The 25,864-nt window shown below is 36.6% G+C and carries 22 protein-coding genes and 1 pseudogene; 17 read left to right on the top strand and 6 right to left on the bottom strand.

The annotated features are described in order from the left end of the window. Nucleotides 1-23 precede the first annotated feature (23 nt). The 8 genes and pseudogenes from PLX19_RS20705 to PLX19_RS20670 all read left to right on the top strand — a co-directional run bounded on the left by PLX19_RS20705 (nt 24) and on the right by PLX19_RS20670 (nt 9,328). Entirely contained in the window at nt 24-2,363 is a 2,340-nt protein-coding gene (locus PLX19_RS20705) for a xanthine dehydrogenase family protein molybdopterin-binding subunit (RefSeq protein ID WP_272190711.1), read from the top strand. Continuing rightward, nucleotides 2,360-3,202 carry an FAD binding domain-containing protein gene (locus PLX19_RS20700; protein WP_272190710.1) on the top strand — a complete coding sequence of 281 codons (843 nt, stop codon included), beginning with the start codon at nt 2,360-2,362 and terminating at the stop codon, nt 3,200-3,202. Before PLX19_RS20705 ends, PLX19_RS20700 begins: the two co-directional genes overlap by 4 nt. Beyond that, nucleotides 3,199-3,669 (top strand): annotated as a pseudogene (locus tag PLX19_RS20695) ((2Fe-2S)-binding protein). The gene PLX19_RS20700 and the pseudogene PLX19_RS20695 overlap by 4 nt, the downstream one beginning before the upstream one ends. After that, a complete protein-coding gene (locus PLX19_RS20690; RefSeq protein ID WP_272190709.1) occupies nt 3,666-4,622 on the top strand; it encodes an XdhC family protein in 957 nt (318 codons plus the stop codon). Before PLX19_RS20695 ends, PLX19_RS20690 begins: the two are co-directional and overlap by 4 nt. A 1-nt stretch (nt 4,623) precedes the next feature. Beyond that, nucleotides 4,624-5,256 (top strand): nucleotidyltransferase family protein, encoded by a 633-nt coding sequence (locus PLX19_RS20685; RefSeq protein WP_272190708.1) that lies wholly within the window; start codon nt 4,624-4,626, stop codon nt 5,254-5,256. 753 nt (nt 5,257-6,009) lie between these two features. Continuing rightward, on the top strand, nt 6,010-7,143 hold the full coding sequence (ald, locus tag PLX19_RS20680) for an alanine dehydrogenase (protein ID WP_272190707.1): 1,134 nt from the start codon (nt 6,010-6,012) through the stop codon (nt 7,141-7,143). 91 nt (nt 7,144-7,234) lie between these two features. After that, nucleotides 7,235-8,650 carry an amino acid permease gene (locus PLX19_RS20675; protein ID WP_272190706.1) on the top strand — a complete coding sequence of 472 codons (1,416 nt, stop codon included), beginning with the start codon at nt 7,235-7,237 and terminating at the stop codon, nt 8,648-8,650. Nucleotides 8,651-8,767: 117 nt separating this feature from the next. Beyond that, nucleotides 8,768-9,328 (top strand): class I SAM-dependent methyltransferase, encoded by a 561-nt coding sequence (locus PLX19_RS20670; RefSeq protein WP_442869075.1) that lies wholly within the window; start codon nt 8,768-8,770, stop codon nt 9,326-9,328. 12 nt (nt 9,329-9,340) lie between these two features. Here PLX19_RS20670 and PLX19_RS20665 read toward each other — a convergent pair whose 3' ends face one another. Then, complete coding sequence (locus PLX19_RS20665; protein WP_272190704.1) at nt 9,341-9,961, bottom strand: class I SAM-dependent methyltransferase; 621 nt, start codon at nt 9,959-9,961, stop codon at nt 9,341-9,343. Between the two features lie 140 nt (nt 9,962-10,101). Between PLX19_RS20665 and PLX19_RS20660 the strand changes: the two genes are divergently transcribed. Both PLX19_RS20660 and PLX19_RS20655 read left to right on the top strand, forming a co-directional pair. Then, on the top strand, nt 10,102-10,479 hold the full coding sequence (locus tag PLX19_RS20660) for an ArsR/SmtB family transcription factor (RefSeq protein WP_035434518.1): 378 nt from the start codon (nt 10,102-10,104) through the stop codon (nt 10,477-10,479). A gap of 23 nt (nt 10,480-10,502) precedes the next feature. After that, the gene (locus PLX19_RS20655; protein WP_272190703.1) at nt 10,503-12,866 is read left to right on the top strand and encodes a heavy metal translocating P-type ATPase; all 2,364 of its coding nucleotides are present in this window, start codon (nt 10,503-10,505) and stop codon (nt 12,864-12,866) included. Between the two features lie 27 nt (nt 12,867-12,893). Here PLX19_RS20655 and PLX19_RS20650 read toward each other — a convergent pair whose 3' ends face one another. After that, the gene (locus PLX19_RS20650) at nt 12,894-14,357 is read right to left on the bottom strand and encodes a nicotinate phosphoribosyltransferase (protein WP_272190702.1); all 1,464 of its coding nucleotides are present in this window, start codon (nt 14,355-14,357) and stop codon (nt 12,894-12,896) included. A gap of 183 nt (nt 14,358-14,540) precedes the next feature. Between PLX19_RS20650 and PLX19_RS20645 the strand changes: the two genes are divergently transcribed. The 3 genes from PLX19_RS20645 (at nt 14,541) to PLX19_RS20635 (ending at nt 17,967) form a co-directional block, all read left to right on the top strand. Then, the gene (locus PLX19_RS20645) at nt 14,541-15,812 is read left to right on the top strand and encodes a helix-turn-helix transcriptional regulator (RefSeq protein WP_272190701.1); all 1,272 of its coding nucleotides are present in this window, start codon (nt 14,541-14,543) and stop codon (nt 15,810-15,812) included. 11 nt (nt 15,813-15,823) lie between these two features. Next, nucleotides 15,824-15,943, top strand: coding sequence for an NprX family peptide pheromone (locus PLX19_RS20640; RefSeq protein ID WP_272190700.1), 120 nt, complete (start codon nt 15,824-15,826; stop codon nt 15,941-15,943). Nucleotides 15,944-16,305: 362 nt separating this feature from the next. Beyond that, on the top strand, nt 16,306-17,967 hold the full coding sequence (locus PLX19_RS20635; RefSeq protein ID WP_272190699.1) for a M4 family metallopeptidase: 1,662 nt from the start codon (nt 16,306-16,308) through the stop codon (nt 17,965-17,967). Nucleotides 17,968-18,015: 48 nt separating this feature from the next. On the opposite strand, the gene PLX19_RS20630 is transcribed toward PLX19_RS20635, so the two are convergent. Next, nucleotides 18,016-18,564, bottom strand: coding sequence for a TVP38/TMEM64 family protein (locus PLX19_RS20630; protein WP_272190698.1), 549 nt, complete (start codon nt 18,562-18,564; stop codon nt 18,016-18,018). 198 nt (nt 18,565-18,762) lie between these two features. Here PLX19_RS20630 and PLX19_RS20625 point away from each other — a divergent pair, with 198 nt between their 5' ends. Both PLX19_RS20625 and PLX19_RS20620 read left to right on the top strand, forming a co-directional pair. Beyond that, a complete protein-coding gene (locus tag PLX19_RS20625) occupies nt 18,763-19,269 on the top strand; it encodes an RNase A-like domain-containing lipoprotein (RefSeq protein WP_272190697.1) in 507 nt (168 codons plus the stop codon). Nucleotides 19,270-19,285: 16 nt separating this feature from the next. Continuing rightward, a complete protein-coding gene (locus tag PLX19_RS20620; RefSeq protein WP_272190696.1) occupies nt 19,286-19,558 on the top strand; it encodes a hypothetical protein in 273 nt (90 codons plus the stop codon). Nucleotide 19,559: 1 nt separating this feature from the next. Here the strand turns inward: PLX19_RS20620 and PLX19_RS20615 are convergent, their stop codons facing one another. The 3 genes from PLX19_RS20615 to PLX19_RS20605 all read right to left on the bottom strand — a co-directional run bounded on the left by PLX19_RS20615 (nt 19,560) and on the right by PLX19_RS20605 (nt 23,790). Continuing rightward, nucleotides 19,560-20,816 carry a VanW family protein gene (locus PLX19_RS20615; RefSeq protein WP_272190695.1) on the bottom strand — a complete coding sequence of 419 codons (1,257 nt, stop codon included), beginning with the start codon at nt 20,814-20,816 and terminating at the stop codon, nt 19,560-19,562. A 375-nt stretch (nt 20,817-21,191) separates the two neighbouring features. Next, nucleotides 21,192-22,205: an LCP family glycopolymer transferase gene (locus tag PLX19_RS20610; RefSeq protein WP_272190694.1), complete on the bottom strand. Its 1,014-nt coding sequence runs from the start codon at nt 22,203-22,205 to the stop codon at nt 21,192-21,194. A 406-nt stretch (nt 22,206-22,611) separates the two neighbouring features. Beyond that, a complete protein-coding gene (locus PLX19_RS20605; RefSeq protein ID WP_272190693.1) occupies nt 22,612-23,790 on the bottom strand; it encodes a NupC/NupG family nucleoside CNT transporter in 1,179 nt (392 codons plus the stop codon). A 253-nt stretch (nt 23,791-24,043) separates the two neighbouring features. Here PLX19_RS20605 and gloA2 point away from each other — a divergent pair, with 253 nt between their 5' ends. Continuing rightward, nucleotides 24,044-24,430: an SMU1112c/YaeR family gloxylase I-like metalloprotein gene (gloA2, locus tag PLX19_RS20600; RefSeq protein WP_272190692.1), complete on the top strand. Its 387-nt coding sequence runs from the start codon at nt 24,044-24,046 to the stop codon at nt 24,428-24,430. A 113-nt stretch (nt 24,431-24,543) separates the two neighbouring features. Then, entirely contained in the window at nt 24,544-25,854 is a 1,311-nt protein-coding gene (locus PLX19_RS20595; protein WP_272190691.1) for a hemolysin family protein, read from the top strand. Nucleotides 25,855-25,864: the final 10 nt, after the last annotated feature.

Here is a 25,864-nt window from a genome sequence, read left to right as displayed (position 1 = left end):
GAGCAGAGCGAAGGAGGTCGGGAATGGAACGGTATCATGTTATAGGAAAAAGTGTGAAGCGAAAAGAAGGTGCTGATAAAGTAACGGGGAGAGCGAAGTATATCAATGATGAAATAGAGGTTGGTACACTATATGCAAAACTGCTTACGAGCCCATATGCGCATGCTTATATTAAGAGTATAGATATTCGTGAAGCGAAGAAAGTACAAGGTGTACATGCTGTGGTAACGGGAGCGGATTATCCGATTCTTGTCGGTTCTAGTATCGTTGATCGTCCTTTGTTAGCCTTTGAGAAAGTACGGTATTTTGGTGAACCTGTTGCACTTGTTGTGGCGGATACTGAAGCAATTGCAAGAGAAGCAGCAACACGGATCCGTGTTATATATGACGAGCTCCCGATTATTCGTTCCCCTTTGCAAGCCTATAATGAATCAAACATTTTAGTCCATGAGCATGTGGAACGATATAAGTTAGAAGAAAAGGTATACCCAAAGCCGCATACAAATATCGCAAATCGGACGAAGATTCGTAAAGGGGATGTTCAAAAAGGATTTACGAACAGTGACGTGATTGCCTGTGAAACATTTTCTTTTCGGCAATCTGATCATACAGCAATGGAAACGCGGTGTGCTAGGGTAGAAATGAAACCGAATGGAGATGTTATTGTTCATTCTACCTCACAGGCTCCTTTTGAAATAAAGAGGCAGTTAAGTGAAGTGTTTCAAATTGATGAAGGGAAAGTTATTGTACACGTGCCTTTAGTCGGGGGCGCATATGGTGGGAAAACAGCGGTGCAGCTTGAATTTTTAGCATATATTGCTTCAAAAGCAGTCGGGGGGAGACGGGTTACTCTTCGAAATAGTAGAGAGGAAGATTTTATAACATCTCCTGTCCATATCGGCTTACAAGCAAAAGTAAAGCTTGGATGCACGAAAGATGGAAAGCTGCAAGCAGCAGAAATTTTGTATTTATTTGACGGCGGTGCTTATGCTGATCGAGCGGTAACGATGAGTAAGGCAGCTGGGCTGGACTGCACGGGCCCATATGCGATTGAAAACGTATGGTGTGATTCGTACGGTATGTATACAAACCATACTTATGCAACGTCGTTTAGAGGTTTTGGACATTCGGAGTATACGTTTGTCATGGAACGAACAATCGATATACTTGCTGATAAGTTAGGGATGTGTCCGCTTATGTTTCGTCTGAAAAATGCCATTAGACCAGGAGATACAACGCCGACACAAGTGCTTGTCACGTCAAGTAATACGGGAGATGTAGCGGCGTGCTTACAGAAGTTACAATTGCTTATTAATTGGGAAGAGGGAAAGAAAGTGATTCTATCTAATGGCATGGTACGTGCAAAAGGGGTTAGCTGTTTCTGGAAAAATTCGACTACACCAAAAAATGCCGGAGCGGGTGCTGTATTAACCTTTAACGGTGATGGTAGTGTCAATATTAATTGCGGTGCTGTTGAAATTGGGCAAGAAACAAAAACGGTACTCACACAAATGGTTGCCGAGAAAATGAACATGGATGTTGATGATGTGCATGTCATGATGGAAGTGAATACACAAGTTGCTCCAAAGCATTGGAAAACCGCAGCGAGTCGAACGACACTTCTTGTTGGGAATGCGGTTGTAATGGCTGCAGAAGACGCAATGAGGCAGCTCTGCCAAACGGCTTCAAATATACTCGGGTACCCCACGGAAAAATTAGCGATTGCAGGAAAAGAAGTATATGTCAAAACGAACCCGAATCTACACGTACCTTTTTCGAAAATTGTGTTTGGGTATGTAGATTCAAATGGAAGTGTAAAAGGAACAGAAGTGATAGGAAAAGGGAGTTACGTACTTGAGGGAATTACAGACATTGATTATGAGACAGGGAAAGGGAAACAAGGACCGGAATGGGGAGTAGGAGCGCAAGCAGTAGAAGTGGAATATAACCCCAAAGACTTTACATACCGATTGTTGAATGCTGTAACCGTTGCAGATGCGGGAATCGTTTTAAATAGAAAGGGAGCAGAGACGCAAATTATGGGGGCCATGAGTATGGGGCTCAGTTTTGCAACGCGAGAAACATTTCATTATGATACGAAAGAACGAAATTTGAATCATCAGTTTCGCTCTTATAAAGTCATCCATTACGGGCAACAGCCAAAATATATTGTCGATTTTGTAGAAGTACCGCATGAAGAGGCTGCATTTGGTTCTAGAGGACTTGGGGAACATGGAATTATTGGTATGCCAGCAGCTTTAGGAAACAGTTTATCCATTGCAGCGGATCTTTCATTGCGAAACTTACCGCTTACGCCAGAATTAATTTGGAAAGAGATGCAAAAAGGAGAAGGGATGGAATGATACCATTTGATTTTGAGTATTATCGTCCAGATTCTATTCAAGAAGCTATTCGGTTATTTCACCAGCTAGATCAAGAGGGGAAGAAGCCGCTTTACTATGGAGGCGGGACAGAGATTATTACGATGGGGCGTTCGCAGCGAATTCGAACGAAGGCTGTTATTGATATAAAGGATATTTCGGAATGTAATGTTTGTGAATGGCAGGGTGACAAACTTTTACTTGGTGCAACATTAACGATAACGAGTGTTCAAGAGGCGGAAGTCTTTCCGCTTCTTGGGGAAACTGCTGGCCGGGCCGCAGATCGCACCGCAAGAAATAAAATTACAATTGGCGGAAATGTTGCGGGAAGGATTCGCTATAAGGAAGCTGTACTGCCGTTTTTATTAGCTGATAGTACATTTGTTATTGCAGGAACAGAGGGTATGAAATATGTACCTGCTCATCAATCTTTTATAAAAACACTACAATTACAAAAGGGTGAGTTTCTTGTACAAATGATTACAGAGCGGCGATATGTGACTGCGCCATATTATAGTGTGAAGAAACGCCAACTAGAAAAAATTGATTATCCTCTCGTAACAGTTGCGGCGATTAAATATGATGACGAAATTCGAATGGCGTGCAGCGGTTTATGTGCTTTTCCATTTCGTTCATTTCGGATGGAAGTAGATTTAAATAATAAGCGTATTCCATTTGAGGAAAGAATTCAACGCGCTTTAACCCATATTCCTGCTCCTGTATTAGATGATATAAGAGGCTCGCGTGCTTATCGGACATTTGTATTTCAATCTGTACTGCAAGATCTATTGCGAAATTTTGCAGAGGGGGAAGAAGAATGAGGAACGTACAGCTTATCCTACATGTAAATGGGGAAACGCGAGAGGTCGCCTCAAGAATGGCTGATACGCTGTTACATATATTACGTCACGAACTGGATTTAACAGGAGCAAAGCCAGGCTGTGAAAATGGTGATTGTGGTGCTTGCACAGTTCTCGTTGACGGGATACCAATCAAGTCTTGCATTATGTTGGCTATTGAAGCAATTGGAAAGCAAGTTACCACAATTGAGGGATTACAATCAGCCCCTATTCAACAAGCTTTTGAAGAGAAGTAGGCTTTCCAATGCGGATACTGTACACCGGGATTTATTATGAATTGCCACGGGCTTGTGTCGCAAAGGCCTGATGCAGATGATCGAACAATTGAAGAATGGTTAAGTTCTAACATTTGCCGTTGCACGAGTTATCAAGAGATTGAAGAAGCTGTAAAGTCTGTATTACAAAAGCAGCGAGGGGATTCAAAATGACTTCCGTATATGATGTATTAGAAGCGTTGTTATGTTGTGAGACACGCTGTGCGTTAGCTACAATTATTCATGTTGAAGGATCAGCATATCGAAAAGAAGGAACGATGATGCTGTTTCAAGAAGACGGTACAAAAGTGGGAATGTTAAGTGCAGGGTGCATTGAAGAAGAACTTTTCTACTATGCTGCAGATGTTATGGAGCATAAAACGTGGACGATTCATACATTTAACACGAAAGCAGAAGATGATTTGTCTTGGGGAGTAGGATGTAATGGTGTTATTCATGTATTAGTGGAACATATAGATGATACCTATAAAGCGATTTTACAAGACTTATATATTCACCTTACTAATGGTTCCTCTGCTTGGATGGTGAAAAACCTTTCGTTAGAGCAAACTGCACTTCTGTATAATAACGGAAATACGCTTGGAGATTGGGAAGGGGCCATTCCGAAGGTAACTGATTTGAAAAATGGATTACAAGATGCATATTATAGCCAACATTTTATACCGAAGCCTCGCCTGTTTATTTTTGGAGCAGGAGAAGATGCCAAGCCACTCGTTCGTTTTGCGAAGGAAACGAGCTTCTTTGTAACAGTTTGCGACTGGCGGGAAGGCCTATGTAATACTGATCAATTTCCAAATGCTGATGAATGTGTAGTTGGGTTTCCAGTAAAAATGATTAAAAACCTTTCCTTACATCCAAGTGATTTTCTTGTCATTATGACGCATCACTTTGAAAAAGATCAGCAATTACTCTCTCTCTTATTAGAAAAAAATGTTCGTTATATCGGTGTTTTAGGACCGCGTCATCGTACAGAGCGCTTATTAGAAGGGAGAGTAATCCCTCATCATCTCCATTATCCTGTTGGAATTTCAATTGGTGCACAAGGTCCGGGTGAAATTTCTATTAGTATCATGGCTGAAATCATAGGGCAATTACGGGGGAAGTGAGATGAAAATTATTGGTGTATACTTGGCGGCTGGAAATAGTAAACGAATGGGACCGGGAATCCATAAACTTTCTCTTCCTTTCCATAATGAACCACTTGGTAATGCAGCCCTCAAAGCAGCCCTGTCTTCCAACCTCGCAGGTATGATTATTGTCACAAATGATGCGAGCTGGGCCCTGCAATCATTACAACAAAAGAATGTACATATTCATCCTTGTGTTGATTCTATTCAAGGACAATCGCATTCACTGCGCTGCGGTGTTCAGAAAGCAATGCATATGAAAGCGGATGGGATTGTTGTTTTACTTGCTGATCAACCCTTTATTAAAACAGAGGTAATTAATGAATTAATAGATTGTTACAAACGACATAAAACGGTCTATTATGTAGCCGCAAAACATCGCGGCATTGTCAGACCGCCTGTTTTGTTTGCGAAGAAAACATTCCCATTCTTGCAAACATTAGAAGGCGATCAAGGAGCACGCGCTATTTTTCAAAAGTCATTTATAAAGGGGATAACGATATCGTATGAAGAACCGGCCCTTTTTTATGATGTGAATAGCTGGAGTGATTATAAGGAACTATTGCAATATTTGATGGTTTATGAATCCAATTCATCACAACGTTACAAGTAAGAAGAAAATATGACATGAAGGTTTAGAGGAAGCGGATTATATTTTAGACAGTATGAAGGATATTGCTACAATTCTTTAATACAACTGTGGTGGATAACATATAAGTACAAATAAAAAATCAACATAAAAACCCTCTTTTTTTTCAGGCGAGCGAGAGCATCTGGCCATGTATAGAAACGGTTAGGGCCCTTTCCTGCCACAGGCAATGTGAAAACAAAGTGAACAAACAAGTAGCATATCACTTTTGCTTTACATAACAGCAACTTAGATGTTAAAAAATCCAAGTAGATATATAATATGCAATTTTACCAGGCTTATTCCAAACGGGGATAGGCCTTTGTTATTTCATACGTATAGGTGAAAAAACGATTGGAGGATTAATATGTCGAAAAATGAAATGGGAACCGCATAAGTTATATTGAGAAATACATATACAACAAGTTGTTAATGTTTTATAAGTTATTAATTGATAGTTTATAAAGAGTATGGGTGGCATTTTGTATAATATTTATTCACTAAAAAAATTTCTAAAAATAATAAATGTAGCATGAAAAAATAGAATAAGAATACATATATCAGAATAAAAATAGTTTTTATTATTTACACTATTTTAAATATAAAAACTTTTATTTTTTTATATGATAGCGTTTTCATGAATGGGAAGTTATGCTAGAATAAGTTCATAAGTTATTCACTATTACAAAAAGAAAAAAGAATTACTTTTTTCTGTTAATTATAAGGGGGCATTTTATTATGCGTATTGGGGTACCAGCAGAAATTAAAAACAACGAAAACCGTGTAGCTATGACACCGGCTGGTGTTGTACATTTAATTCGTAACAATCACGAAGTATTCATTCAAAAGGGTGCAGGATTAGGATCAGGTTTTCCTGATGAGCAATATGTAGAAGCAGGAGCAAAAATCGTAGAAACAGCTGAAGAAGCTTGGGCTATGGAAATGGTAATGAAAGTTAAAGAGCCAATTGCAAGCGAATATAAATATTTCCGTGAAGGTTTAGTTCTATTTACTTATTTACACTTAGCTCCAGAACCAGAATTAACAAAAGCATTAATTGAAAATAAAGTAGCAGCAATCGCTTACGAAACAGTTCAATTAGAAAATCGTTCTTTACCATTGTTAGCACCTATGAGTGAAGTTGCTGGTCGTATGGCAGCACAACTTGGTGCACAATTCCTTGAGAAAAATAAAGGTGGAAAAGGTATTTTATTAGCAGGTGTTCCAGGCGTAAAACGCGGTAAAGTAACAATTATCGGTGGTGGACAAGCTGGTACAAATGCTGCTAAAATTGCAGTTGGTTTAGGTGCTGACGTAACGGTTATCGACTTAAGTGCAGATCGTCTTCGTCAATTAGATGATATTTTCGGTAATCAAGTGACAACTTTAATGTCTAATCCTTACAATATTGCACAAGCTGTAAAAGAGTCTGATCTTGTAATCGGTGCAGTATTAATTCCAGGAGCAAAAGCACCGAAACTTGTAACAGAAGAAATGATCAAGTCTATGGAGCCAGGTTCCGTTGTAGTTGATATCGCGATCGACCAAGGTGGTATTTTCGAAACAACTGACCGTATTACAACACATGACAACCCAACTTATGAAAAACACGGCGTAGTTCACTATGCAGTTGCAAACATGCCTGGTGCGGTTCCACGTACATCTACACTTGCATTAACAAATGTTACAGTACCATATGCAGTACAAATTGCAAACAAAGGCTATAAAAAAGCTTGCTTAGAAAACTCTGCATTATTAAAAGGTATTAACGCATTAGAAGGCTATGTAACATTCGAAGCAGTTGCAGAAGCACACGGTGTAGAATATAAAGCAGCAAAAGAATTATTAGAAGCAGAAGCAGTATCTTGCTAATCTAAATATCGAACAATATTTTCATACAACAAGATGAGAGCTAAGAGAAGTGCCTCTTAGCTCTTTTTAACTAGAAAAGGGGGCAAGAGTCGTGGCCAACTTATTTAAAAAGAAATCCGTGACACAATTGTTAAGCCAAAGTCAAAGTAAAACTTTGACAAAAACATTAGGGGCATTTGACTTAACGATGCTAGGAATTGGAGCGATTATCGGTACAGGAGTACTTGTATTAACTGGATTAGTAGCAGCAAGAGATGCTGGTCCAGCTGTTATTTTCTCGTTTATGATTGCTGCGATTGTTTGTGGCTTTGCAGCATTATGTTATGCAGAAGTTGCAACAGCACTTCCTGTATCAGGAAGTGTATACACGTATGCATATGCAACGATTGGAGAATTTGTTGCGCATTTAATGGGATGGACATTATTGTCAGTTTACGTTTTAACAACGGCAGCGGTAGCCGGTGGTTGGACGGGTTACTTTAATAACTTAGTAAGTGGATTAGGAATAGAAATTCCGAAACAATTGTTAACGATTCCATCTCAAGGCGGAATTGTGAACCTTCCAGCAGTAGGCATTACGCTAGTGTTAACATGGTTACTATCTCGCGGTACGAAAGAAAGTAAACGTGTAAATAATGCAATGGTATTAATTAAAATTAGTATTGTTGTATTGTTTATTGCAGTTGGTGTGTTCTATGTAAAACCAGTAAACTGGACACCATTTGCACCGTATGGTTTAAGTGGAATTTTTGCTGGGGGAGCTGCAGTATTCTTTGCTTTCTTAGGATTTGATGCATTAGCAACTTCAGCTGAAGAAGTAAAAAATCCACAACGTGATTTACCAATTGGTATTATTGCATCGCTTGCTATTTGTACAGTTATTTATATTGCAGTTTGTCTTGTTATGACAGGAATGGTGTCATACAAAGAATTAAATGTACCAGAAGCGATGTCTTACGTATTAGAAGTTGTTGGACAAGATAAAGTAGCAGGTGTGATTGCAATTGGTGCAGTGATTGGTATTATGGCCGTAATTTTCGCTTATATTTACGCGACAACACGTGTATTCTTTGCGATGAGCCGTGATGGTTTACTTCCAAAGTCATTTGCGAAAATTAACGAAAAAACAGAAGCTCCGGTATTTTCAACTTGGTTAACAGGTATCGGAAGTGCTTTAATTGCCGGATTTGTCGATTTAAAAGAATTGTCAAATTTAGCGAATATTGGAGCGTTATTAACATTTGCGATGGTAGGTGTTTCTGTACTGATCCTTCGTAAAACACATCCGAAATTACAACGTGGCTTTATGGTACCGCTTGTGCCTGTATTGCCAATTATTTCAATCGCATGTTGTCTGTTCTTAATGGTCAACCTACCGCTTACAACATGGTTATACTTCGGTGCTTGGCTTGTACTAGGAATTATCGTATACTTCGTATACTCTAAGAAACATAGCCACCTGCAACAAGATAAAAGTTCGCAAGATCATTTAAAACAAGCAAATTAAAGGGATATAGCCTTATGCGTTGGGGAGCGCATAAGGCTTTTTTATGTTTTTGAAGGAGTTTTAGGAAATCTCATAGAAGTATTTATGTCGAAAAAATGGAAAAGGGGGATAATAAAGGTGGCAAAAGAAGGAGTAAAAGTTGTAGTTGGTGCGGAAGGATATAACAATAATCCAGGGTGGTTACATACACAAGAAAATGAACTAAATTTACTGAAAAGGGAAGATTGGACGAAACAATTTGCTCCAAACTCTATAGAAGCAATCTTAGCAGAGCATGTGTGGGAGCATTTAACATATGAAGAAGGAAGAGAAGCTGCAAAAATTTGTTATGAATTTTTACAGCCGGGTGGTTATCTTCGCTGCGGGGTACCAGATGCATTTTTCCCAGATAAAGATTATCAAGCAGGCGTACAAGTCGGCGGACCAGGCCCATTAGATCATCCAGCAGCGAGCCACAAAATTGTCCATAACTATAAAACGATGACTTCAATGTTTGAAGAAGCTGGCTTTGAAGTGAAGTTACTGGAGTACTGTGATGAAAACGGAGAATTTCATTATAATGACTGGAATGAGAAAGACGGCTTTATTTACCGCTCTAAACGTTTTGATCATCGCAATCAAGATGGACAACTTGGTTTTGTTTCATTAATTGTCGATGCAGTTAAGTCTAAAAAATGAAGAAAGAACCGTTCAGCGGTTCTTTTTTTCATTTTTTAAAAGCACAATGCGATAATTACCGTGAAAAATAGCTGGTTCTTCATATTGAATGGTAAGCGGTAATGTTCCTATAATATCACTCAACTTACGATTAATATTCGTTCCAAGTCTCTCAGTAAATAGGTTCATTAATTTTCTAAATGGAGAGAGTTGTTTTTCTTCAGAAAGAAATTTATCTAAGATAATGATGTTTCCTCCGTCTTTTATAACGCGTAATGCTTCTGAAAGTGCAATATGAGGATGTTCAACAACACTTAAAATGAGGTTTAAAATAACAAGGTCAAATGAATTGTCTGGAAATGTAAGCTCTTCAGCATTCATTTGTTGATATACAACGTGAGGATAAGGATATTTCCGTTTCGCTTGCGCTAACATATGATCTGAGAGGTCGATTCCAGTGATGAGGGTATTGTTCGGAAGAAGTGGGATATCTTGCCCTGTACCGATGCCAACTAATAATACTTGTTGATTTTTTGTAAAAGGTACAAGAGAAAAGGCTCGTTTCCTTGCCTTAATAAAGAAACGATTTTGCATGAACAAATCATAAAATGTCGACCAAACTTTATAAATTTTTTTGTTTTGTTTATTTTTCATAACGTTTTTCTCCATTTCTATATACAATGTTAAAAAATAAAGCGCGGAAATTATTGACACATATGAACAATCACTCATATAATAAAAATATAACACATATGAACAATTATTCATATGTTCAAGTGAAGAGGTGAGCTATTGTGACGGAACAGAAAGTAGAAACAAATGAAGAAACGTGTTTACAAAATGTCATTCATCAAGAAGTTATTGAAAAAGTACAACAAACAATTCCACAGGATGATAGCTTAAGTCAAGTAGCAGAATTATTTAAAGTATTAGGAGACCGTACGCGCACACGTATTTTACACGCCTTATTTGAAGCAGAAATGTGCGTATGTGATTTAGCATATTTACTCGGAATGACGCAGTCGTCTATTTCCCATCAATTACGCGTATTAAAGCAAGCGAAGCTTGTTAAAAATCGTAAAGAGGGAAAAGTAGTGTATTATTCACTTGCAGACCATCATGTTATTCATATTTTTGAGCAAGCATTTGAGCACGTAAATGAAGAAAAATAGATAAAACACAAGGAGGGAGAAACATGGGGGACGCATTGGTAAAACGGAAACTTGTGTTAGATGGATTAGATTGCGCAAACTGTGCGATGAAAATCGAAAAAGGTGTAGGGGAATTAGAGGATGTATCATCTTGTTCTGTGAACTTCGTAACGAAAACGATGACAGTAGAAACATCGAAACAAAACGAAGAACATGTTGTCAAAGAAGCAACGCAACTTGTAAATAAATTAGAACCACATGTTCATGTGAGAGAAGAACAAAAAACAAAAGCAACAAAAGAAACGTTTATATTAGAAGGCTTGGATTGTGCAAACTGCGCGATGAAAATTGAAACAAAAATAAACGAAATGCCTGCAATTACATCCGCATCTGTTGATTTTGTTTCTAAAAAATTAAAAATAGAAGTGGCAAATAAACAAGAATTAGAGACAACTGTTGCGAACATAAAAGAAGTCATACAGAAATTAGAACCAGAAGTAAACGTAGTACGTGAGAAAGAGAATACAGAACATGATCATAGTCATGATCACGGAGAAGCGAATACGAAAAAAATGATTTGGCGGTTATCGATCGGAGCGATTTTAACTGCTATTGCTGCACTAGCTTCATTACCGCAAATCATCACAATTCCACTTTTCGTGATTGCTTATATGATTATAGGCGGCGATATAGTTTTACGTGCTGCAAAGAATATTGTACGCGGGCAAGTGTTTGACGAAAACTTTTTAATGGCAATTGCAACACTTGGTGCTTTCGGGACTCAAAACTATTCAGAAGCTGTCGCGGTTATGCTCTTTTACCAAGTAGGTGAACTGTTCCAAAGTATTGCGGTGAATCGTTCGCGTAAGTCGATTAGTTCGTTAATGGATATTCGACCTGATTATGCAAACTTAAAGCTAGGAAATGAAACGAAACAAGTATCGCCGGAAGATGTGCACATTGGTGATTTCATTATCGTCAAACCAGGTGAAAAAGTACCATTAGACGGTAACGTAATCGAAGGAACATCAATGGTAGATACATCGGCATTAACAGGAGAATCTGTACCTCGTGAAGTAGAGGTCGGCAGTGATGTATTAAGTGGTTTTGTGAATCAAAATGGTGTATTAACAATTGAGGTGACGAAAGAGTACGGTGAATCTACTGTTTCAAAAATTTTAGATTTAGTGCAAAACGCAAGTAGTCGTAAAGCACCGACAGAAAACTTTATTACGAAATTTGCTCGTTATTATACACCAGCTGTCGTCGTTACAGCTGCAGTACTAGCTTTTGTTCCACCGCTTATTATAGAGGGAGCAACGTTCTCGGATTGGATTTATAGAGCGCTCGTCTTTCTTGTTATTTCTTGTCCTTGTGCATTGGTTGTTTCGATTCCACTGGGGTTCTTCGGCGGTATTGGCGCAGCATCTAAGAACGGAATTTTAATAAAGGGCAGTAACTATTTAGAAGCATTAAATGATGTAAAACATATCGTATTTGATAAAACAGGTACGTTAACAAAAGGTGTCTTTAAAGTAACAGATATGCAGCCAAGCGAATTTGTGACGAAAGAAGAATTGTTACAGTATGCAGCATTTGCAGAAGTATATTCGAATCATCCAATCGCACAGTCCATTCGAGCTGCATATGGAAAAGTAGTCAATGAACAGATGATTGAAGAGTATAATGAAATTTCTGGTCATGGTACAGTTGTGAAAGTAAACGGAAAAGAAATTTTTGCAGGAAACGCAAAGTTAATGAGAAAAGAAAATATTCCATTCCAGCAACCGAAAACTGTGGGAACACTTGTGCACGTAGCTATAGATGGTATGTATGCTGGATATATTGTCATTTCTGATGAAATTAAAGAAGATGCTCAGCAAGCAATTCAATTATTAAAACAACTTGGTGTAAAAAGAACCGTCATGTTAACTGGTGATGCAAAATCAGTCGGAGAAGCAGTTGGGAAACAACTTGGTATTGATGAAGTCCATGCAGAATTATTGCCGCAGCAAAAAGTAGAAGAGATTGAAAAAATTGATGCGACAAAACATCCGAAAGAAAAAATTGCGTTCGTTGGAGACGGTATTAACGATACACCTGTATTAGCAAGAGCAGATGTTGGGATTGCAATGGGTGGTTTAGGATCAGATGCAGCAATTGAAGCAGCTGACATTGTCATTATGACAGATGAACCTTCGAAAATAGCAGCGGCTATTCAAATTGCAAAACGTACGCGTAGTATCGTATGGCAAAACATCATTTTCGCCTTAGGGATAAAAGGAGTTGTTCTTTTATTTGGGGCATTCGGCATTGCGACAATGTGGGAAGCAGTCTTCTCAGATGTTGGGGTAACTTTACTAGCTGTGTTAAATGCGATGCGTGTATTGCGAGTAAAAGATTTGTAAAAGGAGAGAAGCGAGAAGCTTCTCTCCTTATTTTTTGATTGAATTTGCAATTTGTTCTCGCACTGTTTGAATATAATTCATTTTATGATCCCAGCACGTTTGGCTTAAATCGACTGGATATTCTTCTGGGTTCAGGGTTCGTTTATACTCTTCCCATAAGAATGATAAGCTGTTCTGCGTGTGGCGCTGAATATGAAGGATGTCCGGTAATTCGTATGTGAGCTGCCCGTTCACAAATATATCATGATGCAGCTCTTTTGCTTCAAAGTTCGTGACAAATTTACTAATATACGTATGAACAGGATGAAACATTTTTAAACGTTCTTCTTGCTGCGGTTCTTCTGTTTCTAACGCAATATAATCGCCTTCTGCATGTTGATTGATACGATTGATAATACGATAGATACGTTTTAATCCTGGTGTTGTAATTTTTTCAGGATTGGACGAAATCTTAATGGTGTCGCTTAATACACCATTTTCATCTTCGATACAAACTAATTTATAAACAGCTCCTAATGCTGGTTGTTCAAACGACGTGATCAGCTTTGTTCCAACACCCCATACATCAATTTTTGCTCCTTGCGATTTTAAATGTAAAATCGTATATTCATCTAAGTCGCTTGAAGCAATAATTTTTGTACTGGTAAATCCGGCGGCATCTAACATTTTACGCGCTTCTTTCGATAAGTACGCCATATCTCCGCTATCAAGGCGAATACCATAAAAGTTAATACGGTCACCAAATTCTTTTGCGACGCGAATCGCATTTGGTACACCAGATTTTAATGTGTCATAAGTATCAACGAGAAAAACGCATTTTTCATGTGTTTCTGCATATTTTTTGAATGCTACATATTCATCGCGATACGCTTGGACAAATGAATGAGCGTGCGTACCAGCAACAGGAATACCAAAGCGTTTTCCTGCTCGAACATTACTCGTTGAAGAAAAGCCGCCGATGAATGCTGCTCGTGTTCCCCAAAGCGCTGCATCAAACTCATGAGCACGGCGTGTTCCAAACTCAAGAAGTTCATCATCACCAGCTGCATGCTTCATCCGGGCAGCTTTTGTGGCAATTAACGTTTGGTAGTTCACAATATTTAAAAGTGCGGTTTCAATAATTTGCGCTTCTCCAAGTGGTGCTTCTATACGCAAAAGGGGTTCGTTATGAAAGACAACTTCACCTTCCTGCATACTGCGAATAGAACCAGTAAACTTCATATTTTGTAAGTAGTGTAAAAAATCTTCTTCAAATTGAAGTTCTTTTAGATAAGCAAGATCACTTTCTGTAAACTGAAAGTTCTCTACATACTCTATAATCTTCTCTAGTCCTGCGAAAATCGCATAACCATTTTCAAAAGGCAGCTTGCGAAAGTATAAATCGAATACTGCGCGGCGGTTATGAATATTATCTTTCCAATATGTATAAGCCATATTAATTTGATATAAGTCTGTGTGTAAGGCGTAGCTATCGTCTTTATAATGTACCATAACGTGAACACCTCCATATTTTGCTTATAGTATACCTCTTTTTTGAAGTTTATTGCTAAAAATTACCCATATCATAAATGTTATGAAAAATCCTTCCAAATCTTTTATTTATCAATTTATATTTTTGTGAATTTTATGTATTATTAAAGTACTAGGGTATAAGTTAGAATGGAGGAGGGGACTATGCAACACAATCTGGAAAAAATGGGTAAGCAAATTTTTTACAAACGACTCCAACAAAAAATGACACAAGAAGAACTCTGTCAAGGCATTTGTTCCGTCTCATATTTAAGTAAAATTGAAAATGGAAAAATTGAAGCATCAGAAGAAATATTGCAGTTATTATGTACGAGATTAGAAATTGCAGTTTCGGATTTAAGAGACATTGAAGCTGAGGTGAAAGAAAAGTTAGAGGAGTGGTTACAGGCACTAGTTCACTTAGATAAATATAAAGTTGAAGAGTTATATACAGAACTAGAAGCAGAAATGCAACAAATTGTAGATTTTGAAATTGTGAATTATTATAAATTATTATATGCACGATATTTAATTATGAAGAGAAATGTACCAGCCCTGAAAGAGGAGTTGGAAAAACTAAAAAAAGTTTATAAAAAGTTATCTCCATTCCAGCAATTGTTATATAAGTATAGCCAGGCTTTATGCTATTGCCTTCAGCATAAATGGCAAGAGGGGCTACAGTTTTTAGTTCAGACAGAGTTAATGGCAAAAGAACAAGATTATTATGAAACGGGAATTTATTATAATTTAGCGGTTGCATATACTCATTTGGAAATTCCACATATGGCACTTCATTTTGCTAATATTGCCATGGAAGGATTTCGAAATGAATATAAATTTCGAAATGTGATTAATTGTCAAATTATCGTTGGATTGAGCTATATTGAAAAAGGACAGTATGATGAAGCGTTAAAAATTTATGAGAGTATACTACGTGAAGTAGAAGCTTTTTCTGAAAAAGATGTATTAATGGCAATGGTATTAAGTAATATTGGCACTATACATTATAAACAGAAAAAGTATGAAGAAGCCAAAAAATACTATACAAAAAGTTTACAATATCAAATGCAAGAAGATGTGAACTATGTCGATACGTTGTATGAGATGGCCCTTCAATGTATCCATCTTGAACAATTAGAAGAAGCAAAAGAGTGGATTGAGAAGGGAATCATTTCTGCTAAGAAAGACGAAAGGTGTAATACGAAGTTGTACTTACTCCTTATGCTTCGTTATAAGTATTTTACAGAACCAAGTGTATATAAGGTATTCTTAGAAACAGAAGCAGTACCTTTTTTTAAAAATGCAGGAAGTAAAAAAGAATTGAAGAAAGTATATATAGAGCTAGCTGAATATTTCGAGAATTTTTCGCAATTTAAAGAAAGCAATCATTATTATAAGTTAGCAATTGAGGTTCTCGAAACGATACTGGAGGGATAAGGATGAAAAAAATGGTAATGGGTATAATTTTAACGGCGGCGGCATTAGTTGTTATAGCTAGTCCACAATATGGTCATGTACCAGATGTTTTTGGACAAGGCACTGACACAGTTGAAGCAGTAAATGTATAAGGTAACCATTGGGAATGAGGCTGACTCGAAATGCCGTGACAAAACGGCTTTTTGAGTCAGTTTTTTTATTCTTGTTTTTAAATTGTTCGTCAAAATTCTACAAAACTTGAGAAATAAAATATTTAAATATTAAGATTACTGCTCTTTTATCATATTAGAATTAAGTAAATGTGAGTATTTAAATAGTATGGAATGATAGATAAGCCCTCTGTACTGCTGAAAAAGGGGGTTCAAAATAATTGTTATCCAAAATTCATAAAATCTTGAGAAATAAATTATTTTAATTTTCAGTATTTTAATAGTGGAAACTTAATGCTACTATAAATCTACTTTCTTTAAAAAAATGTTAGGGGGAAGAGATTATGAAAAAAAAGAGTTTAGCGTTTGTGTTAGCAGCGGGAATGGCAGTGACAACGTTCGGGGGGACAAGCTCTGCCTTTGCAGATTCAAAGAACGTACTTTCTACAAAGAAATACAATGAGGCTGTACAGTCTCCAGAGTTTGTATCAGGTGATTTAACAGGTGCGTCTGGGAAGAAAGCAGAATCTGTTGTATTTGATTATTTAAACGCTGCGAAAAAAGATTATAAACTAGGCGAAAAAAGTGCAGAAGAGTCTTTTAAAGTGCAACAAGTGGTAAAAGATCCTGTAGGAGAAACAACAGTTTTACGCTTACAGCAAATCTATGATGGTGTACCAGTGTGGGGTTCTACTCAAGTAGCTCATATTGGGAAAGATGGTGTATTAAAAGTTGTATCAGGAACTGTTGCACCTGATTTAGATAAAAAAGAGAAGCTAAAAAATAAAAATAAAATTGACGGAAAACAAGCAATTGCAGCTGCACAAAAAGATTTAGGGTTGAATCCAAAATATGAAGCAGAGCCGTCAGCGGACTTATTTGTATATCAAAATGGCGAGGAAACAACATATGCATATGTTGTGAAACTAAATTTCTTAGATCCAGAGCCAGGAAACTATTATTATTTCGTTGAAGCTGATAGTGGTAAAGTACTGAATAAATACAATACAATTCATAGTGCTAATGCTACGAATAAGACACCGATTAAACTTGTAACAGGAACAAATAAGGTGGGAACAGGTAAAGGAGTATTAGGAGATACAAAATCTATTAATACAACATTATCTGGATCTAGCTATTATTTACAAGATAATACACGCGGTGCGGCAATTTACACTTATGATGGGAAAAATCGCACTACTCTTCCAGGAACATTATGGGCAGATGTGGATAATATCTTTAATGCTAGCCGTGATGCAGCGGCAGTGGATGCACATTATTATGCAGGTGTAACATATGACTATTACAAAAACACGTTTAATCGCAACTCTTATAACGATGCTGGTGCACAGTTAAAATCAACAGTTCATTATAAGAGCGGTTATAATAACGCTTTCTGGAATGGTTCACAAATGGTGTATGGAGATGGAGATGGATATACATTTGTTCCATTATCTGGTGGGTTAGATGTTGTTGGGCATGAATTAACACATGCCGTTACAGAATATAGTTCAAACCTTGTTTATCAAGATGAGTCTGGTGCATTAAATGAAGCAATCTCTGATATTTTTGGAACATTAATAGAATACGCTGATAACCGTAACCCAGATTGGGAAATTGGTGAAGATATTTATACACCTGGTACAGCTGGGGATGCGCTTCGCTCTATGAGTGATCCAACAAAATATGGTGACCCAGATCATTATTCTAAACGCTATACAGGAACGGACGATAACGGCGGCGTTCATACAAACAGTAGTATTATTAATAAAGCTGCTTACTTATTGGCAAATGGTGGTACACATTATGGTGTAACGGTAAATGGTATTGGCAAAGATAAAGTAGGTGCAATCTACTATCGTGCAAATACACAATATTTCACTGAATCTACAACATTTAGTCAAGCGCGTGCTGGTTTAGTACAAGCAGCTGCAGATTTATACGGTGCAAATTCAGCAGAAGTGGCAGCTGTGAAGCAGTCATATGATGCAGTTGGTGTGAAATAGGTTGCACTCCCCTTTATATAATGAAAAAGGAGCATGATGCTCCTTTTTTCATTTTTTCTTCCATGTTTTCCACAAATAAAACAAACCAGCAGAGCCGGCAATTGTAATAATCCACTTTGCTTCATTTGTTCCGTTCATTACTTGATAGGTAGAATATACTTCAATAAGTAACGCTGGTATTTTTCCAAGAGTACTAGCGATGCTAAAAGTTAAAATGGACATCGTTCCAAGGGCTGCAAATAGTGTTACGATGCCAGATGGAATAAAGGGAATGAGGCGAAACGATAAAACGAGAAAGAATGCCTCTTTTCTTTGTACATAAAGAAGTTGCTGTACTTTTGGATGATTATCTATATTTTTTTGAGCAGCTTTTTGAAAACCAAGCCGATATAAATAGAAGGAGATAATCGCTCCTAATGCTTCCCCAGCAATGGAGATGAGTGTTCCTGTTGTTATCCCAAATAATGAAATGTTAATTGCCGTCAAAAACACACTAGGAATAAAAGCTGCTAGGCTAATAAAAATATTGAATAAGATGCTAAGTGGAATTGCCATCGTCTGATGATCTATAAGAAAAGAATGAATTGTTTCTGCCATATCAATTAGTTTTCCTTTGCTTTTTTTAGCATTACATCACACTTTTCATATGAAGACAATAAAATTTTGTAAGATTATAGATTTATTTGAAGAAAAAGTCACATTTTTATAGAAAGAATGGCTAGGGGATAACAGAATATATACGATAGAATTGACTTTTTCTAAAGATAATACAATAATCATGAAAGAGGTGATACGATGAAAAAGTTATGGAATGTTATGATAAGCATCATGCTTATGATGATACTTGTAGTAAGTGGATGTTCAAGTCAAACGAAACCGAAAGATAATCAGGTTTCATCAGCTATAAATGTTAGTGACAAAATTTTAGATGAAATGGAAGGACCACCGAAAAATGGTCATACGCTAGAACGTCACGTTGGGAAAACCGATGAGCAGTTGAAAGAACGATTACGTACAGATAATGTATCTGCTGCAAGTACATATTATGATAAAGAAACAGCAACAAAGGCGGTAAAAGATACGTTAAAGCAGCATGAAAAAGAAATTAATAAATGGTTGAAAGAATCGAAGGAAAACCGTCTTGTATTAAATACGAAGCATGATTTTGCAGTTGGAAAAACAGCATTAAAAAAGGATATGCGTATAAAGGATGGCCTTCGTAATACAGTGACTGTGTTGCAAAGAGATAAAGGGAGTCAACTAGGTTTTAAGATTGTTACTTCTTATCCTTCTGAGAAATAAGAAAGGCGGGGAATTTATGTATTCAACATTTCAATATTTTCTTAGAGCGTATTGTACATTAGGTATATATGAAGAAGAAATAGCTCATCTTATGCAACAATTTAAAGAACAGGAAGAACAAGAAACGCAGGGGAAATTATTACAAGAATTTGCTCAAATAGAGCAAAGAGAAGATTGGGAGAAAGTACAGCAAGAAGTTGAACAATATGGAAATCGTGTATGGACAATAGAAGAAGCAAAAGCACATATCGGTAATTTTGTTTCTATATTACAAAACAAAAAGGCGTGAATCAGGACGCCTTTTTGTATGTGCTTTTTGAAATTTGACCGTTCGAGAGCACTTGCCCATTTTGGGTTACTTTTTTATATGTTACAGCCACAATGCTTTTATCCGTTTCACTGATTACTTTTGAAGAAACCTCTACATCTTTCCCTGTATTTGTACCGAAAATACGGGTAGTTACACTACTGCCGCTCGTGAGTGCTTGAATATAAATATATTTCCCCGTATTATTTTTAAATTGCAAATCAGGGCCGTAATCAGCAACTGCTGCATCTTGACCAAGAGGTAAGTAATGGACCGGTAAAGAATGATTACTTCGCGCTACAACTCCTAAATCAGCTCGTAATACGGCACCATATAATGTGCTGCTTACTTGGCAAACACCGCCGCCAGCACTTTGTTCTACTTTTCCGTTTATATAAACCGCTGCCGACTTATAACCATGTGCAGCATCTGTTATACCAACGCGACCGTTAAAACTAAATGTCTCATCGGGTGCAACAAATACTCCTGTTAATGTATTAACAGCGCGTTGCACATTAAATGTTTGACTTGAGTTTCGTCCAGCTAGAGGAGTAGAGTATTCAGCGATTACTTCTTGAATCCCCATGTTTTTTATATCTTCTGTTGAGCGTTCTGGTTTCACAGCTGTAATGGGAACTTGAATATCTTGTTTATTTGTCGTGATGGCTTCTGTTGTGAGGGTCTTTAATTTCTCTTTATCAACTTTTTCACCATCTTTACTTTCGCTAATATTAATGGTTGTTCCAGAGATAGATAAGTCGGCATTAACAGGCTCTACTAAGGAATCGTTATATTTTTCCTTAATAAACGTATCATATTTTGCTGTGTTTATAGAAGGTTCTAACTTATAGTCACGCTTTATTTCCCCCGTTTCAGCTTGTTTTCGCATGTTATAACGATTAGAAATATTGCCCTTTTGTTCTTTGAAAATTTTATCTGTAACATTCGCACCGTTATATTCAATACCTAACTCCTGCCAAGTATATGTCTGTTTGTCATCCTGGAAGGTATAGTTTATAGATCTTTTATTTAACTCATCAACCTTTTGTTGAATGATTTTTTGAACATCCGCTTTCGTTTTTCCGTCTATGGAAACTCCTTCAAATGTTGTGTGAGGTAAAACGTATGTATCTAACTGATGATTTAATTTGGACACATATTGATAAGCGCTAACACCACCAGCACAAAGAATGATTCCACCAGCAATTGCAGAGCCAATAATTAAATTGCGTAATTTCATTCATTTCCCTCCGAAAAGAAAATTTTAAGTATAATTATGATTTCGAACGTATAAATGATAAAACAGTAAATCTTATACATTAGTATACTATTAATTTTATTACGTGTGTAATATTTTGATAAAAAACGTTACACTTTTGTAATATAATTTCCTTTAATTAGAATGTTTGTGCAGAAGTTTCACTTTGTCCCGCTATTCATGGGCAGTAAGTCCCCCACCTCAGGATTGGACGAGTTGCTTCCGCTTTTCTAAAGAAGATAGGTGAGGGCTTTCCATAAATGAAAGATGAAAAAACTCTCCACTGACGGAAGTTTCACTTTATTATTGAAAGAAAAAAGAAAAACAGCTGTTGTATTATTACAACAGCTGTTTTTCTTATAGTTTCTTATGATCTAATTTACCTGTAACACCAAGATGGTTTTGTAGTTCCTTAGAAACATCTTGAACATTCTTTTCGTTAGGGACGTAATAGTATACACCATCGATATATTTGTCGTCGCCTTTTACTTGTAATTTATCAATCTTTAAGCTGGAATCCATTGAGTTTTTCGTAATTGCCATCATATCGTCGAAAGTTAAGTTTGTTTTTAAATCATGATCGACTGAATCAAGTAATTCGCCAAGTTTGCTGATTGAATTTACAGATAGTGCTTTTTTAGCAACTGCTTCTAAAACAAGTTGTTGACGTTGACCGCGCATATAGTCGCTATCAATATGACGCGTTCTTGCTAATGCAAGTGCTTGTTCGCCATTTAAGTGTTGACGACCTTTTTCAAGGTGAATAGCACCTGGTTGGTCTTTACTGTCTTGTTCAGTAAATGCAACGGGTACGTCTACATCAATACCGCCAAGAGAATCAACAATTTTTATAAATGATTTAAAATTAAATTTTACGTAATAATCAACAGGAACATTTAAAAAGCGTTCTACTGTATTAATTGTGCTATCCACGCCACCAAATACGTGTGCGTGTGTAATTTTGTCTTCTTTTTTCTCTGATGGAATATATACACGAGAATCACGAGGAATGCTTAATAGTTTCACAGATTTATCGTTTTTATTAATCGTTGCAAGTAACAATGCATCTGTACGAGTTGCAGTTCCATATTCTTTTGCTCGTGTATCACTTTCATCGACACCCATGATTAAGACCGAAATATTATCAGTCATTGGTTTTACTGCTTTTTCGCGTTTGTCCGATTTATCGCCGCGTCCTAATTCTGAGTAAGCACCATTAGCAACCGCCTGTGCTTTATTATATATATGGAAGCAATAGCTGCCTCCTCCAATAATCAAAAGGAATAAAGGAATGAGAACAAACCATAATACACGCTTTTTCTTAGAGCGTTTTTGTGATGCTCTATTTATCGTTCCGAAATCAGGTTTCATTAATTTTTTCTCCTTTAAACAATCAATTCAAATATTTTCTTACAATTTAAAAAAACGCACACTTTCTATTTTACATAAATATAATGAGTTTTCACTATAAAATTTTAATTGACATAAAAATGAAATATATGAAACATATCGTATTATAAAGATGTTTTGAAATTTTTGTTATTTGTACAAAAAACAGATGCCTTTATGATAATAAGGAATCTGTTTAAGAATAATTGTATATAAAAAATAAACAAAAAAAAAGATTGAAATTTTTCCAAGTTTATCTCGCTATTCGTGGGCAGTAAGTTCCCCACCTCAGGATTGGACGAGTTGCTTCCGATTTTCTAAAGAAGATAGGTGAGGGCTTTCCCATCAGTGGGAGATGAAAAAACTCTCCACTGATGGAAGTTTCACTTTATATCATAATACTAACAATAGTCGCAGATAGAATGCTGACTAAGGTTGCTCCGTATAGGAGTTTTAAACCGAATCTGGCAACGACATTTCCTTGTTCTTCATGTAAACCTTTTACTGCGCCTGAAATAATTCCAATAGAAGAGAAATTTGCAAAAGACACTAGGAAGATGGAAATAATCCCGATAGTGCGAGGAGAGAGTGTACTTGCAAGTTTACTTAAATCCATCATAGCTACAAATTCATTTGTAATCAATTTTGTTGCCATAATGCTACCGGCTTGGATAATTTCCGGAGCAGGTACACCAATAATAAAAGCGATTGGAGAAAAGACATATCCGAGCAACTGTTGAAATGTAATACCAAAAACAATCGCAAATAAGCCATTAATGGCACTTATAAGGGCAACGAAACCAATTAACATTGCACCAACGACGAGTGCGACGCGAAACCCATCTAAAATGTACTCTCCTAGCATTTCAAAGAAGGTTTGCTTTTCTTCTTTAATATCTAAAATATCTTCTTCATCTTTTACGTCGTATGGATTAATAATTAATACAATAATAAACCCACTAAATAAATTTAAGACGAGAGCAGTAACAACATACTTTGGCTCAATCATTGTCATATAAGCGCCAACGATGGACATAGATACCGTAGACATTGCTGAAGCGCATAGTGTGTATAGACGATGCTTTGGAATTTGGCCGAGTTGTTTTTTCACAGTAATAAAAACTTCGGATTGACCGACAATAGCAGAGGCAACGGCATTATAAGATTCTAATTTACCAAGGCCATTTATTTTACTAAGGAAAAAACCAATCCAGCGAATAATAAATGGTAAAATTTTTAGGTGCTGTAAAATACCAATTAAGACAGAGATAAATACAATTGGCAGTAAAACACTTAAAAAGAAGGACATTTCGCCTTTGTTTAATAAGCCACCGAATACAAAGTTTACACCTGCAGCGGCATACTTTAATAGCTCATTAAATATATTTGAAATTGCTGTAATGAGAATCAGACCAACCTGTGTATTTAATAGTAGGAACGTTAAAATTAATTGTATTATAAGCATAAGAATGATTGGTTTGAACTTAATATGCTTTCGATTATTACTTGCTATAAAAGCAAGAAAAAATATAACAATGAGTCCGAGACCAAATGTGAAAAATTTCATAATGATGCTCCTTATCTGCAGTTTTATATATAAATACAACTTGAAAAATTAACATAAAAACCACCTTTTTCAGGTAGGCGAGAGCGTCTGGCCATGCTCGAAGCGGTCAGGGCCTTTTTCTACCACAGACAATGGGTAGCATATCACTTTTTGTTTTACATAACAGCAACTTAGATGTTAAAAGATTAAAGTGGATATATATAAGTTTTTCATTTCAAAGGAGAATATACAAGAAAGGAAAAGATAAGATAAGATGAATATTACTCATGTTCACCACGTTGCAATTATTTGTTCGAATTATGAAGTATCAAAAAAATTCTATACAGAAGTACTTGGGTTTCAAATTTTACGTGAAGTATATCGAGAAGAAAGGGAGTCATATAAGCTCGATTTGTGTGTTGGGAATACATATCAAATTGAATTATTTTCATTTCCGAACCCTCCGAAGCGTACAAACTTTCCTGAAGCAGCTGGCTTGAGGCATTTAGCATTTTCAGTTTTATCTATAGAAGAAGCTGTATCTCATCTACAACAGTATGGTATACAAACTGAAAGCGTTCGAATTGATGAGATAACTGGAAAACGTTTTGTATTTTTTCAAGATCCAGATGGTTTGCCCCTTGAATTATATGAGAGATAAAAATTTGTGAAATTTATACAGGTTTTCTTGTGAGGAAATGAGGGAAATTAAAAAGAGTTAAACTTATCTTTGCGGGAGGTGTAACTTTAGCTGCCTGCAGCTAAGGGAGATACTTGGAAATAGGGAATTTAATACTAGTGGCAGCTTTAATTGCATTAACAGGTTTTTTTGTTGCGATTGAATTTGCGATTGTGAAAGTACGCAGTAGCCGCATTGATCAACTTGTAGGAGAAAAAAAACGAGGAGCAGTAGCGGCGAAAAAAGTAACTTCTAATTTAGATGAGTATTTGTCAGCATGCCAGTTCGGGATCACCATTACAGCACTAGGACTGGGGTGGTTAGGTGAGCCAACTGTAAAGCATGTATTAGAGCCTGTATTGATTACACTTCATCTCTCTCCTCCAATTGCAAACACCGTATCTTTTATTATTGCATTTGCAGTTATTACGTTTTTACATGTTGTAGTTGGAGAATTGGCACCAAAAACATTTGCAATCCAAAAAGCAGAGCAAGTCAGTCTAATGTTTTCAAAGCCACTGATTTATTTTTATCGCATTATGTATCCATTTATTTGGGCATTAAATCATGCAGCTCGTTTTGTGGCAAGTTTATTTGGGCTAAAACCTGCTTCTGAACATGAAGTAGCGCATTCAGAGGAAGAGCTCCGCCTCATTTTGTCAGAGAGTTATGAAAGCGGAGAAATTAATCAAGCAGAGTTTAAATATGTAAATAACATTTTTGAATTTGACAATCGTCTTGCGAAAGAGATTATGGTGCCGCGGACAGAAATTGTTGGATTATATACGGAAGATTTATTTGAAACACATATTGAAATAATTCGCCAAGAAAAATATACAAGATATCCAGTGTTCGGAGAAGATAAAGATGAAGTACTTGGAATGGTGAATGTGAAAGATTTCTTTATCCGCTATATGGATGGAGAAAAACAAGAAGCAAAATCAATTATGGCATATACAAGGCCCGTTATTGAAGTGATGGAAAACATTTTTATACATGATTTGCTGTTAAGTATGCAAAAAAAACGAATTCCACTAGCCATTTTATATGATGAATACGGTGGAACAGCAGGACTCGTTACGCTTGAAGATATTTTAGAAGAGATTGTGGGAGAAATTCGCGATGAATATGATGAGGATGAACACCCACCGATTCAACATATTAGTGACGATTGCAAAATCGTTGACGGAAAAGTGTTAGTCAGTGAAATTAATGATTTGTTCGGTTTACATTTGAATGAACAAGATGTAGACACAATTGGGGGATGGTTAATGATGCAAGGACAACCAATGGCAGAGGGGGATATGACTGTTGTTGGAGAATGGACATTTACAATTCTTGAAAAAGATATGCATCAAATTAAGCGAGTAGAGATTAAAAAAATGGAAACGGAAGAAAAAGGCTGATGAACGAGTC

The organism is Bacillus sp. BP-3 (assembly GCF_028401955.1).
GTDB lineage: Bacteria > Bacillota > Bacilli > Bacillales > Bacillaceae_G > Bacillus_A.
This window is presented reverse-complemented; position numbering and strand designations above follow the sequence as displayed.

Excerpts from the sequence above, each read along its gene's own strand:
- PLX19_RS20705 (WP_272190711.1), top strand. The coding sequence starts at position 24 with ATGGAACGGTATCATGTTATAGGAAAAAGTGTGAAGCGAAAAGAAGGT.
- PLX19_RS20640 (WP_272190700.1), top strand. The coding sequence starts at position 15,824 with ATGGTAATGGGTATAATTTTAACGGCGGCGGCATTAGTTGTTATAGCT.
- PLX19_RS20630 (WP_272190698.1), bottom strand. The coding sequence starts at position 18,564 with ATGGCAGAAACAATTCATTCTTTTCTTATAGATCATCAGACGATGGCA.
- PLX19_RS20605 (WP_272190693.1), bottom strand. The coding sequence starts at position 23,790 with ATGAAATTTTTCACATTTGGTCTCGGACTCATTGTTATATTTTTTCTT.
- ald (WP_272190707.1), top strand. The coding sequence starts at position 6,010 with ATGCGTATTGGGGTACCAGCAGAAATTAAAAACAACGAAAACCGTGTA.
- PLX19_RS20700 (WP_272190710.1), top strand. The coding sequence starts at position 2,360 with ATGATACCATTTGATTTTGAGTATTATCGTCCAGATTCTATTCAAGAA.
- PLX19_RS20690 (WP_272190709.1), top strand. The coding sequence starts at position 3,666 with ATGACTTCCGTATATGATGTATTAGAAGCGTTGTTATGTTGTGAGACA.
- PLX19_RS20665 (WP_272190704.1), bottom strand. The coding sequence starts at position 9,961 with ATGAAAAATAAACAAAACAAAAAAATTTATAAAGTTTGGTCGACATTT.
- gloA2 (WP_272190692.1), top strand. The coding sequence starts at position 24,044 with ATGAATATTACTCATGTTCACCACGTTGCAATTATTTGTTCGAATTAT.
- PLX19_RS20620 (WP_272190696.1), top strand. The coding sequence starts at position 19,286 with ATGTATTCAACATTTCAATATTTTCTTAGAGCGTATTGTACATTAGGT.
- PLX19_RS20685 (WP_272190708.1), top strand. The coding sequence starts at position 4,624 with ATGAAAATTATTGGTGTATACTTGGCGGCTGGAAATAGTAAACGAATG.
- PLX19_RS20625 (WP_272190697.1), top strand. The coding sequence starts at position 18,763 with ATGAAAAAGTTATGGAATGTTATGATAAGCATCATGCTTATGATGATA.
- PLX19_RS20610 (WP_272190694.1), bottom strand. The coding sequence starts at position 22,205 with ATGAAACCTGATTTCGGAACGATAAATAGAGCATCACAAAAACGCTCT.
- PLX19_RS20645 (WP_272190701.1), top strand. The coding sequence starts at position 14,541 with ATGCAACACAATCTGGAAAAAATGGGTAAGCAAATTTTTTACAAACGA.
- PLX19_RS20650 (WP_272190702.1), bottom strand. The coding sequence starts at position 14,357 with ATGGTACATTATAAAGACGATAGCTACGCCTTACACACAGACTTATAT.
- PLX19_RS20635 (WP_272190699.1), top strand. The coding sequence starts at position 16,306 with ATGAAAAAAAAGAGTTTAGCGTTTGTGTTAGCAGCGGGAATGGCAGTG.
- PLX19_RS20615 (WP_272190695.1), bottom strand. The coding sequence starts at position 20,816 with ATGAAATTACGCAATTTAATTATTGGCTCTGCAATTGCTGGTGGAATC.
- PLX19_RS20655 (WP_272190703.1), top strand. The coding sequence starts at position 10,503 with ATGGGGGACGCATTGGTAAAACGGAAACTTGTGTTAGATGGATTAGAT.